The organism is Algoriphagus kandeliae (genome assembly GCF_004571135.1).
Lineage (GTDB): Bacteria > Bacteroidota > Bacteroidia > Cytophagales > Cyclobacteriaceae > Algoriphagus > Algoriphagus kandeliae.
This window is the reverse complement of record NZ_SPSB01000002.1, coordinates 815,599-828,341: the sequence shown is the minus strand read 5'-3', so window position 1 is coordinate 828,341 and position 12,743 is coordinate 815,599. Positions and strand designations below refer to the sequence as shown.

At 41.2% G+C, this 12,743-nt stretch carries 14 protein-coding genes and 1 tRNA gene; 6 read left to right on the top strand and 9 right to left on the bottom strand.

Annotated elements, in window-relative coordinates:
• Positions 1–87: 87 nt before the first annotated feature.
• The 6 genes from thrC to E4S40_RS08155 all read right to left on the bottom strand — a co-directional run bounded on the left by thrC (position 88) and on the right by E4S40_RS08155 (position 6,730).
• Complete coding sequence (gene thrC / locus E4S40_RS08180) at positions 88–1,386, bottom strand: threonine synthase (protein ID WP_135072870.1); 1,299 nt, start codon at positions 1,384–1,386, stop codon at positions 88–90.
• 4 nt (positions 1,387–1,390) lie between these two features.
• Positions 1,391–2,323 carry a homoserine kinase gene (locus E4S40_RS08175; RefSeq protein ID WP_135072869.1) on the bottom strand — a complete coding sequence of 311 codons (933 nt, stop codon included), beginning with the start codon at positions 2,321–2,323 and terminating at the stop codon, positions 1,391–1,393.
• Entirely contained in the window at positions 2,323–4,770 is a 2,448-nt protein-coding gene (gene thrA / locus E4S40_RS08170; protein WP_135072867.1) for a bifunctional aspartate kinase/homoserine dehydrogenase I, read from the bottom strand. Before thrA ends, E4S40_RS08175 begins: the two co-directional genes overlap by 1 nt.
• Positions 4,771–5,134: 364 nt before the next feature.
• The gene (locus E4S40_RS08165) at positions 5,135–5,590 is read right to left on the bottom strand and encodes a GreA/GreB family elongation factor (RefSeq protein ID WP_135072865.1); all 456 of its coding nucleotides are present in this window, start codon (positions 5,588–5,590) and stop codon (positions 5,135–5,137) included.
• A gap of 2 nt (positions 5,591–5,592) precedes the next feature.
• The gene (locus tag E4S40_RS08160) at positions 5,593–6,066 is read right to left on the bottom strand and encodes a nuclear transport factor 2 family protein (protein WP_237563149.1); all 474 of its coding nucleotides are present in this window, start codon (positions 6,064–6,066) and stop codon (positions 5,593–5,595) included.
• On the bottom strand, positions 6,053–6,730 hold the full coding sequence (locus E4S40_RS08155) for an SDR family NAD(P)-dependent oxidoreductase (RefSeq protein ID WP_135072863.1): 678 nt from the start codon (positions 6,728–6,730) through the stop codon (positions 6,053–6,055). The genes E4S40_RS08160 and E4S40_RS08155 overlap by 14 nt, the downstream gene beginning before the upstream one ends.
• Before the next feature lie 84 nt (positions 6,731–6,814).
• Between E4S40_RS08155 and E4S40_RS08150 the strand changes: the two genes are divergently transcribed.
• A complete protein-coding gene (locus E4S40_RS08150; protein WP_135072861.1) occupies positions 6,815–7,153 on the top strand; it encodes an MGMT family protein in 339 nt (112 codons plus the stop codon).
• On the opposite strand, the gene E4S40_RS08145 is transcribed toward E4S40_RS08150, so the two are convergent.
• Positions 7,150–8,595, bottom strand: a complete 1,446-nt coding sequence (locus E4S40_RS08145; protein WP_135072859.1) for a sodium:solute symporter — start codon at positions 8,593–8,595, stop codon at positions 7,150–7,152. The genes E4S40_RS08150 and E4S40_RS08145 overlap by 4 nt on opposite strands.
• 63 nt (positions 8,596–8,658) lie before the next feature.
• Between E4S40_RS08145 and E4S40_RS08140 the strand changes: the two genes are divergently transcribed.
• The 5 genes from E4S40_RS08140 to E4S40_RS08120 all read left to right on the top strand — a co-directional run bounded on the left by E4S40_RS08140 (position 8,659) and on the right by E4S40_RS08120 (position 10,645).
• Positions 8,659–8,943, top strand: a complete 285-nt coding sequence (locus E4S40_RS08140) for an ATP-dependent Clp protease adaptor ClpS (RefSeq protein ID WP_135072857.1) — start codon at positions 8,659–8,661, stop codon at positions 8,941–8,943.
• Between the two features lie 12 nt (positions 8,944–8,955).
• Positions 8,956–9,576: a recombination mediator RecR gene (recR, locus tag E4S40_RS08135; RefSeq protein ID WP_135072855.1), complete on the top strand. Its 621-nt coding sequence runs from the start codon at positions 8,956–8,958 to the stop codon at positions 9,574–9,576.
• A gap of 128 nt (positions 9,577–9,704) precedes the next feature.
• Positions 9,705–9,781: transfer RNA gene (locus E4S40_RS08130), tRNA-Ala, on the top strand.
• Positions 9,782–9,940: 159 nt separating this feature from the next.
• Positions 9,941–10,366 (top strand): hypothetical protein, encoded by a 426-nt coding sequence (locus E4S40_RS08125; RefSeq protein WP_135072853.1) that lies wholly within the window; start codon positions 9,941–9,943, stop codon positions 10,364–10,366.
• 18 nt (positions 10,367–10,384) lie between these two features.
• The gene (locus tag E4S40_RS08120) at positions 10,385–10,645 is read left to right on the top strand and encodes a hypothetical protein (RefSeq protein ID WP_135072851.1); all 261 of its coding nucleotides are present in this window, start codon (positions 10,385–10,387) and stop codon (positions 10,643–10,645) included.
• A gap of 10 nt (positions 10,646–10,655) precedes the next feature.
• On the opposite strand, the gene E4S40_RS08115 is transcribed toward E4S40_RS08120, so the two are convergent.
• On the bottom strand, positions 10,656–11,333 hold the full coding sequence (locus E4S40_RS08115; RefSeq protein WP_135072849.1) for a DUF2461 domain-containing protein: 678 nt from the start codon (positions 11,331–11,333) through the stop codon (positions 10,656–10,658).
• Positions 11,334–11,389: 56 nt separating this feature from the next.
• Entirely contained in the window at positions 11,390–12,685 is a 1,296-nt protein-coding gene (locus E4S40_RS08110; protein ID WP_135072847.1) for a UDP-N-acetylmuramoyl-tripeptide--D-alanyl-D-alanine ligase, read from the bottom strand.
• Positions 12,686–12,743: the final 58 nt, after the last annotated feature.

The following is a 12,743-nucleotide window of genomic DNA, read 5'->3' as shown; positions in this document are numbered from 1 at the left end:
AGGCAAAAACGAAATTCAAGAAAAAATCTTAAAGCAGGAAAATGATTGATTTCAATAGTGACTCTATTCCATAGTTCAAGAATCCATTCATCCTAAGTTTTTCAAAAACGCCTTAAACCTCTCAAAATCCTTCTCCATTGGGATCACCTTTTTTTCACCTTTTAAAAAAGCGGCTAATCGATCCGGTAAAACCAGCGTTTCGCCTAAGGCTTCTTCCACTACATCTTTGAACTTACCCGGATGGGCTGTTTCCAAAAAGACTCCCACATATCCGGGGTTTTCTGCCATAAAATCCTTCAAACCCAAATACCCTACAGCTCCGTGAGGATCTAAAATATAACCCTGCTCTTTGACTTGTTGAATAGCCCGCACCGTCTCTTCATCGGTGTAGAAATACCCTTTTACTTTTTCTCTAAAAAATGACTCATCGTCCCCAAACAATGCCTTCAAACGAGGAAAATTACTTGGGTTACCCACGTCCATGGAATTGGATAGGGTTTGAATGGAAGGTTGTGCTAAAAACTCAGCACCTTTAAGGTATTCCGGAACAACCTTATTCAAGTTTGTAGCTGCTACAAAATGATCAATCGGCAGGCCCATTCGCGCTGCTAAAATTCCAGCTCCAATATTTCCGAAATTCCCACTCGGAACCGAAAAAACGACCTTCTTTCCATTTTTAGGCAATCTTGAATAAGCGTAGAAATAGTATAGACACTGAGGAATCCATCGGGCAATATTGATAGAATTAGCAGAGGTTAAAAGCAACTTTTGATTCAATTCTTCATCCAAAAAAGCCTGTTTGACCAAGGTTTGACAATCATCAAATACCCCCTCAACTTCCAAAGCAGTAATATTCTTTCCCAAAGTAGTAAACTGCTTTTCCTGTAGTGGACTCACCTTCCCTCTTGGAAAAAGAATAATCACCTCTACCCCATCTACCCCAAGAAATCCATTGGCAACTGCACTTCCCGTATCCCCAGAAGTAGCAACAAGAACATAGATCTTTTGAGCCTTTTCTTCATCCAACATGCTCATCAATTTGGAGCAAAAGCGTGCTCCAAAATCCTTAAATGCTAAGGTTGGTCCATGAAAAAGTTCCAGGCTGTAAACATATTCCTCCACTTTGACAATTGACGCATCAAAAGCAAGGGTATGATCTACCAATTCTTGGATTTGATGATCGCTGAGATCCTCGGAGAATAAAGCACTAATCACTTCATAGCCTATTTCCCGAAAACTCATTTCTGACATTCGATTTATAAGCTCAGGGGATAAAACAGGAATTCGCTCCGGCATGTACAAGCCATTATCAGGAGCAAGCCCTTTGATGACTGCTTCAGAAAGGGAGACTTGATGGGACGGATTATTTGTACTGTAGTACTTCATAAAATTAACCTTCTAAAACATACCCCCCAGCAGTATTGATCGCCGAAAAGTATACATCCACACCCAAACCAATCGATTGATATACTTCCTTTGCGGCTTCCGCAATTTTAGCTGCCTTTTCTTTTCCTTTTGACAAGCAAAATAAGGTTGGCCCACTACCTGAAATCCCCATTCCAAGTGCTCCTGCACCTTTGATTGCTTCGCGAACCTCATAAAATCCAGGTATTAATACAGCTCGGTAAGGCTCCGCAATTACATCCCTCAAGGACCTGGAAATCAAATCAAAATCTTCCTCGTACAAGCCAGCAACCAAACCTGCAACATTCCCTGATTGAATCGTGGCGTGTTTTAAAGGAATACTATCTCGCAAGACCGATCTTGAATCGGCTGTATTCAATTCAAAATGAGGATGAAGTAAGGTGCAATATAGATCTTTAGGCACATGGAGTTTGATCACATCCAAGGGGTGATAATCCCGGATTAAAACAAAGCCCCCCAACAAACTTGGTCCTACATTATCAGCATGACCTGCTCCACAAGCAGCCTTCTCTGCTGCCATAGCAAATGGCAATAAATCCTTTTTCTCAAATGGATTCCCCAACAAATGATTGGCAGCCACCAAAGCTGCTACCGCACTAGCAGCACTCGATCCCATCCCCGAACCCAAAGGCAGGCCTTTTTCTAAACAAATCTCCATCCCAACATTTTGTCCCAACTCATCTAGCAAAGCTTGGATAGCCACTGAACAGGTGTTTTTGATTGGATCTTTTGGAAGTTTTCCTCCATCTCCTTGGATAGATGACACGACTAAACCGGGAGTCTCTTTTTCCCGCAAAGTCACCCGATCTCCCATTCCTTCAATGGCAAAACCTAGAATGTCAAAGCCGCAAGAAACATTGGCTACGGTGGCCGGGGCAAATGCTTGGACTGATTTCATTATTCCCGAGTATAGTTACCAATTCGAATTACATCTGCAAATACTCCAGCTGCAGTCACATCAGCTCCAGCTCCCGGTCCTCGGATAATCATCGGCCTATCCAAATACCTTTCAGTAGTCAGCAAAATCATATTATCGCTACCGCTTAAACTACTAAAAGGATGGGAATTGGGAAGGGAATTCAAGCCGACTTTTGCCTTTCCATTTTCTAAAGTAGCCATAAACCGAAGCTTCTCACCTTTTGCCTCTGCTTCTTCCAAAAGCTTCTTGAAATAGGTATCATGATGTTTGAGTTTTTCGAAAAACTCATGCACGGAAGCCGCATCCCGACAATCTTCAGGAACCATACTTTGAATGGAAATATCATCAAACTCTAGCTTTTGCTCGGCTTCTCTTCCCAGGATCAAAATCTTTCGAGCTACGTCCATTCCACTCAAATCATCTCGAGGGTCAGGCTCAGTATATCCCTTTTCGCGAGCAACTCGAACCACCTCAGAAAAAGGATCTCCTTTTTCCAATTCAGAAAAAATGAAATTCATGGACCCACTCAATACTGCCTCAATCCGAATAACCCGATCTCCGGAAAGCATCAAATCCTGCAAGGTGTTGATCACAGGAAGTCCTGCTGCCACATTGGTTTCGTAAAGGAATTTTACGCCTCGTTTCTTTGCCAAACGCTTCAGAGATAGATATTGCTCCATCGAGCCGGAGTTTGCTTTTTTGTTTGGAGTAACGATAGCGACTTTTGCTTCCAAAATTCGGGAATAGGCATCTGCCACCTCCTGACTTGCTGTACAATCCACAAACACTGAGTTGGAGAAGTTCATGTCCTCCATTTGCTGAATGAATTTTCCTAAATCCATTTTTTGATCGGCATCAGAAAGCTCATAACCTTCTTTGAGATTAAATCCATCCTCATGAAAGGCCATATATCGGCTATTGGCCAAGCCATGAATCTGAATATCCAACTCGCTATCATCCCGAAGCTTTAGTTGCTGATTGGCAATCATCTTGGTCAATGCCTTTCCAATCAAGCCTGTACCAACAAGAAATACGTGGAGAACTTTATTTTCTGACAAGAAAAATGCCTCATGCAAAGCATTGAGAGCTTTTTGAAGGTCTGCTTGAGGAATTACTGCTGAAATGTTAAGCTCTGAACTTCCCTGAGCAATCGCCGCAACGTTGATATTATTTCTTCCCAATGCACGGAACATTCTGCCAGATGCACCTGGATTATGCTTCATATTTTCCCCAACCACTGCGATGGTGGAGAATCCATGAAGTAATGAAACCTCATCCATTTCCCCGGATTTGATTTCATAATAGAATTCTTGTTCAACAACTTCCTTTGCCAAATATGACTCAGTGGTTTTGATTGCCAAACAAACACTATGCTCAGAAGATGCCTGTGAAATCAGGACAATATTCACTTTGGCTTCTGCCAGAGCTTTGAAAACCCGACTACCGGCCGTCCCATCCAATAAAGCTGCTCCCTGCACCGTCACAATAGAAATATTGGACATGGAGCTGATCCCTTTGATCAAGGCTTCTTTGGTCACTTCTCCATTGATCAAAGTTCCTGGATTGGAAGGATCAAAGGTGTTTTTGATACGAATCGGGATATTCCGCTTCATTGCCGGCTGCATAGTAGCCGGGAAAATTACTTTCGCACCAAAATGGGAAAGCTCCATCGCCTCATTATAACTGAGCTGTGGGATGGTGAAAGCAGTATAAACCAAATTAGGGTCAGAGGTCAAAACTCCAGAAACATCTGTCCAAATCTCTAAATCCTCTGCCTCCAACGCAGAAGCAAAAATCGCAGCCGTGTAATCCGACCCGGATCTTCCGAGCGTAGTAGTTTCCCCCTTTTCTGTGGCCGCGATAAAACCGGTGATTACCTTGATTCCATCATGGTTAAGAAAATATTCTCGGATAAGCGCATTGGTTTTCTCAAAATCCACGCGTGCCTGTCCAAATCGATCATTAGTGCGAATAACTTCTCGGGCATCCAAAAATTTGGTCTTCATACCTTTTGCTGCTAGCGCTTCTGCTAAAATAAATGCCGATAAACGCTCTCCAAAGCTGACCACATAATCCAAAGTTCGGGGAGAATTTTCCTTGATAAGAAAAATCCCATGAAACAGGTCCTCCAGCTCGTTGAACCTGACTTTTACATAGGTCATGACTGTGGATTGATTCTGAACAGCAATGAGTTGCCGAACCATATCCAAGTGTTTTTCTTCCAAGCTTTGCAACAAATCCCGGTACACCTGATCCCCTTCACGAGCCATTCGTGCGATACTTAGCAGAGTCTCCGTGACTCCACCAAATGCCGAAAAAACAATGGCTAAATCCTGTCTTTTTAGCTTTTCCTGAATAATGGAAAAAACTTTTTGGATCGTATCGGGATTCGCAATGGACGAACCTCCAAACTTGATAATTTTCATAGTAAATAGGAGCGTTTAATGATAAAAAAGGCAAAAGCCTAAAGGGGCGGAAATCAATTAGCTAGCACGGGATCACCCCGTAATGGTTGTCCAACCAGTCGTCATCATAAAAGTAATAGGCATTTCCATGCTCATGGAAGCCTTATCGAAAAAATAAAAAAAGGTGTTGTTGGAATTTTTCATCTTTTTCACACGACTCCACAAGTTTAATCAGCTATTTCCTTTTTGCCAAACTCCAAGCCTTTTTTGTTGAAATTTGTTAGAAAAAGCATCGATTTGATGAAATTTTATAAAAATAAAGCCCAAAAATTTTAAAATCCTTGGGCTTTACCTCTGAAAATTTCTTTTTACTGAAGAGCAAGATCTAAGCGATCAATTCGAATTGTTGAGACTTGCCTTTAAAAAGAACGGTCTCTCCATGACCTTTCCCCATTATTTGCTGAGCTAAGGGGGAAACAGGACTGATCAAGAAAATTTCTCCTTCAGGTAAGGGTAATTTTCCCAATGCCACAGAAATCAGGAAGTGATCATCTCCGATTTTCACCAAACTTCCTTCCCGGACCTTCTCACCGATTCCCTTGATACTTTGAATGCGGTAAAGTTCCTCCAAAAGGTCTGAATTGGATTTGATTTGACCCTCTACTTGACGAAGGTCTTGCGTGAGCATTTCTCTCCCAGTCTCAAACTTATCTCCGGCGCTACTCTTATCATCTTCCAAAATCCCTTCCGATATAGCTTTTCGCTCTTCCCGGAGTTGATTAAGCCTATCCTTCAAAAAGGACACCGCCTTCTGAAAAATCTCTTCTTTATTTAAGTTCATAATTAGCAGCCCTCTTTGCGTCGAGTATCGATGATATATACAATTTTCCAACCTTCCTCTGTACGAACCAATTGGAAGGAATTGACACCACAATGGCTAAAATTGCCATTGACATAAAACTCATAAGGAGTCCAAGCAGCAGCCATATCCCCGTCAACTTGGATTTGATAATCCAGAATTCGTTCATCAAGCTGAACATCCTCTGGTGTCTGGGAAATCCTTGCTACGAAATCTGCCACTGAATTGCTATCGACTTTGCTTCCGTTTTCTCCAGCTATTACAGTTTGCATTGGAGCATTTTCTAAAAACACAGCACCAACTTGTTGCCCATCCTTAGCGCGCATTCCATCAAATAATTGCTCAATGACCGCCTTAACTTCTTCCTCAGAGGACTGAGCCTGAATCTGAAAAGAGAAAAGCATTAGGAAAATCAATCCCAATAAGGCCACCCAATTTTTCATATTAAACTTCTCCATATAATTTGAATGTCATGTTTCTAAGTGCAGAATTGTTGACTGCATAATGCATGGCTTCTGCGATTTCTTCCGGTCTTACCCACTTGGAAAAGTCAGAATCTGGCATTGATTCTCTGTTAGGAGGAGTATCAATGATACTTGGCACAAAAACATGAGAACGAATGGAAGTTTCTTTAGTAAGTCCAGCAACAATCTCCGCCAAATTCATCACCATCCCTTTACTCATCGCATAAGCTACCGCCCAAGAAGCGTCTTCTAATTGAAGAGCAGGTCTTGCACCTACAAATAGAAAAGTGCCTTTATTCTGCTTTTTCATCACAGGCAGAAATCCTTTTACAAGGTGAAATGCACTGAAAAAATTGAGTTGGATCATTTTTTCAAGATCTTCCTGTGAAGTCTCTTCAATGGTACCTGTACCAAAACCACCTACCAACATCGCCAAGGCATCTAAATCCTGGTATTGCAATTGGTATTCCCTTACGAATTCGGCAACGGCTTCTTCATTGGTCACATCCACTTCATAGCTATCATCTGCATCTTCTACTTCCTCATCCATTCCGGGATTGAGTAAGGCAATCACCTTATATCCTTCCCTTTTGAATTTCCCAACAACTGCTGATCCTAAATTTCCTGCTGCACCAGTGATGATGATATTTCGTGTCATTTGAATTTTATCGGTTGATAATTCCTAAAATTAGCTGTTATTTTTCGAATCCTTGAGGAATACACCAAAAACTCTCCAAGTGATATGGGTGATGAAAAAGTGAATTATTTTGACTTGGTTTATCAAGTTGTCCGAGAGATCCCTGCCGGTCGGGTCTGCACATACGGAACCATCGCCCATTATTTGGGACTCAAAAGAGGAGCAAGAATGGTAGGATATGCCATGAATGCAGCCCATACACTTCCAGATGTCCCTGCCCATAGAGTAGTCAATCGAATTGGAGTATTGACCGGAAAGCACCATTTCCAAACTCCCACTCTAATGCAAGAGCTATTAGAAGCCGAAGGCATTGTTGTAAAAAATGACAAGGTTCAGAATTTCGACAAGCTATTTTGGGACCCTGAGAAGGAATTGGGATTTTAGGATTTTTTGCGGAACAAATAAAGCCCCAAAAACATCAGCAAACCATTTAAAATTAGGGCTTCAAATCCGAATTTATACCCCCAAAACCAATCTTCTGAATTGGAACTGATAATGAAAGTGAGCGTTGGAGCGGCCACCGCTAAGTAAGGGACAACTCGGTCTTTAACATTCCATTTGGTAAACAATCCAAAGGAATAAAGTCCTAAAAGTGGCCCATAGGTGTAGCCAGCAACCACAAATACAGAATTGATTACACTTTGATCATTTATCCAATGGAAGACCATGATTGCTACAAACATCACCAAGGTAAACGCTAGGTGGACTTTTTTGCGAATTGTAACCCGTTTTTCCTGAGGGTATTTCCGCTCGATTTCCAAAAAGTCAATACAAAATGAGGTAGTCAAAGCAGTCAGGGTAGAATCCGCGCTGGAATAAGCTGCAGCCGTGATTCCCAATACAAAAATGATCCCTGCAAAGGCCGAAAAATGTTGGGTAGCAAGCATAGGAAAAAGCTCATCTGTTCTGGCTGGAATAGAAATTCCATTCGTCTCGGCATATAGGTAAAGCATGACGCCTAAACCCAAAAAGAGAAGATTCACGATCACCAAAATGACAGTAAACCAGAACATATTTTTCTGGGCATCCCCAATATTTCGGCAGGTCAGGTTCTTCTGCATCATGTCTTGATCCAAGCCTGTCATCACAATGGTGATAAAAGCCCCAGAGATAAACTGCTTGAAGAAATTGGTACCCGCTTTCCAATCCCAATTGAAAATATCAGATCGTGGGTCTTCCGAAACTCGCTGGATATAATCCATCACACCTGAAAAACCTAATTCATCCCCCACCAACTTGATACATACCACTACCGAGGCAAGCATAAAAAACGTCTGCAAGGTATCCGTCCAAACGACAGTTTTGATTCCTCCTCTATGGGTATAGATCCAAATCAATCCGACCGTTATCAATACCGAAACCCAAAATGGAATCCCCAAGGAGTCAAAAAGAATTAACTGAAGAACAGAAGCGACTAGAAAAACGCGGAGAGAGGAACCCAAAGTCCTCGAAAGAATAAAAAAGAAAGCCCCGGTTTTGTAAGACCAAAATCCAAATCTATCCTCTAAATAGGAATAAATGGATACTAGATTTAGTCGGTAATACAGCGGCAGAAGTACTTTGGCAATGGTAAAATATCCCAGTGTATAACCCAAAACGACCTGGAAATAGTAAAAATTACTGTTCCCAACTTCGCCCGGCACAGATATAAATGTCACACCCGACAAAGAAGCCCCAATCATTCCAAATGCCACCAAAAACCAAGGAGATTGTCGGTCACCTGTAAAAAAGGTTTCAGCCGTTACCTTTCGTGAAGTGAACCATGAAATCAAAAAAAGCAGCAAAAAGTAAAATGAAATAACAATTAGGACGATTTGCGGATTCATAAAAGAGAAGGGATGTGAATCGCTAAAATTGACCATAATTCTTAATTTTGCAACATGATCGATATGAGGACATCATTTCCTGAGTTGGAAGAAGAAGAGATTGTATTAGAGGAGCTGTTGGATCTCGAGGAACATGACTTGGTCGTATTCAATGATGACGTCAATACCTTTGACCATGTCATTAATATTCTGATAAAAGTTTGTAAACATACTAGAGAACAGGCCGAACAATGTACCCTTATCATTCATTACAAAGGGAAATGCGCCGTCAAAAAGGGTAGTTTCGAAGAATTGAAGCCCATGTGCGAAGCCATTCTTGATGCCGGAATCCAAGCTACCATCACCTAATTCTACTAATCTGTGAATCTTCCCTCCAAATTGATTGAAGATGCTGTAACGGAAATATCCCGTCTTCCAGGCATAGGAAAGAAAACAGCATTAAGACTCGCATTACATCTCCTAAAACAGCACGAGGCACATACGGAAGCCTTGGCGCTTGCCATTACCAGAATGAGACAGGAGGTAAAGTATTGCAAAACCTGCCATACCATTTCGGATGAGGAAGAATGCAGCATTTGCAAAAGTCATAGAAGGGATGGATCCATCATTTGTGTGGTGGAAGATATTCGTGACGTCCTAGCAATTGAGAACACAAACCAGTTTAATGGAAAATATCATGTTCTTGGAGGTGTGATTTCTCCAATTCAGGGAATTGGTCCGGAAGAGTTACACATCGAATCGCTTATCAATCGAATTGATGTCGCAAAAGAAGGAGAACCTGTCAAAGAAATAATTTTGGCTCTTAGTGCGACGATGGAAGGAGATACCACAGCTTTTTATCTTTCCAAAAGACTAAAAGACAAAGGAGTTGATATCAGCACTATTGCCCGAGGAATTCCTGTAGGAGGAGAATTGGAGTTTACAGATGAGGTGACATTAGGTCGAAGTATAATGACGAGGGTAAATTACTCAGGTCAATAATTTTTTATTGGTTCAATCCAATCCCTGTTCTATATTTGCAATCCATTTAGAAGAAATGGCTCATTTACCCAAAGCGTCCCGAAAGCATTCGGGAAGGTCATCTGAGACTTTCTAAACAAAAAATTCAAGGGGAATTAGCTCAGTTGGCTAGAGCGCTACACTGGCAGTGTAGAGGTCATCGGTTCGAATCCGTTATTCTCCACCAAAGGCTTGCTTTGACTGCAAGCCTTTTCTTTTTCCTCCCCTTACCTCTTGAAGTATCCTTTATTTTTCACTCAAAACTTCAAAGCCAAGGATTGAACGAAACGATTTTTCACCTTGAAAAGAAAAAAGAGGAATCGTATCTTGGGAAAAAGCTTTCCCAATGAAAATAAGGGTTTTACAAATTAGCCTTTTGTTCTTTTCAGTCTTAGGACTTTTCTCTTCTTGTGCCTGTAATCCAGAAGATATTATCAAAGTGGCTTTTACTGGAATCGAAGCCATCGTTGGAGATGGGTTTCTCCCTTCTGATGAAATCCGGGCTTTGGGGGAATTTGAAAACGTGCAGGTCAATTTAACCAATACGCCTACCGAAAAAATTATAATCCTCCGCCTAGAAAATGGAGACCCCAAAAAGCTTTCAAACCAACCTGAAATCTTAGCCCGAAAATGTGCAGAAATCTACCTTCGTGATTTTGACAATGCGCAGGAATACGAACAAATCATTATTCAATTTGTACAAACTGACCCCTATCAACCGGAAAATTATGCCATCCAGGAGCATGAATTTCAGGTGAGTGATTTCTTCTAACCCTAAACCCTTTCCATTATGAATTTTCCTGATGAATTCAAAAAACCACCCCTAACCTTGGGTGACTGGATCATTAATTTGATTATTTCAAAAATCCCCCTGATTGGCTTTATCGTTTTGATTGTTTGGGCTATTGACAAGTCCACCGAACCGAACAAGGCAAATTGGGCAAAGTCTGAATTAATAATCCGCCTAATCGGATTCCTTATTGGAGTAATTATTATTTCGATCGTAGGCTTAAGCTTTTTTACCCATTTCTCAGATCAAATGGACTGGTAAAAAAGCTTTTTTATAAAATCCCGCTTCCATCTTCTACTTCCTCCACTGCTCTTTCTAAGAATTGGAGGAAGGGATGCATGGTTCGGAATCCTTGTAATGCCATATTGATAAAATTCCCAGAACCAACGTCCTGATCTTTGATCGGACTGGAGACGACAAAGCTTTTCATTCGAAGGAATTCGATATAAGGATGATCAGCCTCATATTCCCTAGGAGAGGTTTTCAGCTTTTCCCCTTCAATTGTTGGGAATAACTTCTTAAAATCTGGCTGGGAAAGAATTTGCTCTAATTCAGCACCGGAATAGTCAATTTCCTTTCGGATTTTTTTGAGGGTATCAGACATGGGCATCCAAATTCCTCCACCTATGAAAGATTTTCCGGGTTGAATATGTAAATACCATCCTGGTCCTTCGGATTTCTTTCCTTTTGGAGAAAAGTACGCTGCAAAATTTGTCTTATAGGGATCTTTATTTGCTGAAAATCGAACGTCTCGATTTTGTCGAAACACACAATCCTTTGCCTGAAAAGAAGAAAAAACAGGGTCTATTTCAGCTAGATTTTTGAGCATTACTTCCACATCTGCCAAAAATTCCTTCCTGGTTTCCTGATACCAAGGCTTATTCGCATCCATCCAGTCTTTATGATTGTTTTGCGCAAGCTCAGAAAGGAATTTCAAATATGGCCTCATAATTTTTATCGATTTAATGGATCCCTATTTTCTTAACTACCTCAAGTAAAGAGAGTTTAAATAAAATCCACCAGGGTTTCTAATTTCATTCCTCGGCTTCCTTTGATAAGAATGAGGTAATCTTCCAATTTACTGTCCTGCAACCAGTTTCTAAATGAAAAAGGATCGGGAAAGTACAAGGCCTTTGGGGCTTTTTCCAATGCTGAAACGATAAGCTTTCCAGTAAGGCAAACTTTATCAATTGGATACTCACTCACAATTTCCCCAAGCTTTCGGTGCTCCTCTTCTGCATGCTCACCCAACTCAAACATATCCCCCAAAATGATCATTTTATGCTTTTTTCCAGTCATCCTTCCAAAAGTTCGGATCGCTACCTCCATACTTGAAGGATTGGCATTGTAAGCATCCAAAATGATCAAGTTACTTCGCTTTTCTATCAATTGGGAGCGCATGTTTTCAGGCTTGTAATTGACTACAGCCTCTACTGAATCTTGCATCGGCACGCCAAAATATTTCCCTATAGTCAAGGCGGTGGCAATATTCCCAAAGTTGTATCCCCCGATTAGAGACGTCAAATGCTCGCCTTCCACACCCTCAACCGAAAATTTTACATAAGGATCAGCTCCTAAAAAGTTCACTTCACAGAAATCCCCTTTCGCCGGATAAAGAATTGGATCCGAGAATCTCTTAATCATATTCGAAAGAATTGGGTCCTGAGAATTGATAAAAACGGTGCCCTTATTTTCCCGAAGATGCTGATAGAGTTCTGTTTTTGTCTTCAAAACACCTTCCGGCCCACCCATTCCCTCCAGATGAGCCTTTCCAATATTGGTGATAAATCCATGGGTTGGCTCAGCAATTTCACATAGTTCCTGAATATCTCCTTGCTTATTGGCCCCCATCTCGATGATGGCAATCTCATGTTCAGCATTCAGTTGGAGCAAAGTCAAGGGAACTCCGATATGATTGTTGAGATTACCTTTGGTGGCCAAGGTTTTGAATTTTTTACTCAACACGGCATTCAGCAGTTCTTTGGAAGTGGTCTTTCCATTCGATCCTGTCAAACCAATGACCGGAATATCAAACTGATGCCGATGGTAGTTGGCGAGCTTCTGCAAGCAAACCAAAGCATCCTGACAAATGAAATAGCGATCATCCCCTTCTACATAATAATTCTCCTCATCGACCACTACAGCAGATGCCCCCATTTCCAAAGCTTTGGCAGCAAACTCATTGGCGTTGAAGTTGGGACCTTTTAAGGCAAAAAATAAGTTGTCCTTTTGAATTTGACGAGTATCGGTACTAACTCCAGTGCTATTCAGAAATGCTTGGTAAAGCGTAACAATATTCATGATTCCAATCAATTTTCCCCAAAATAAACCAATCTAACGCATCTTGGAAGTACAGACA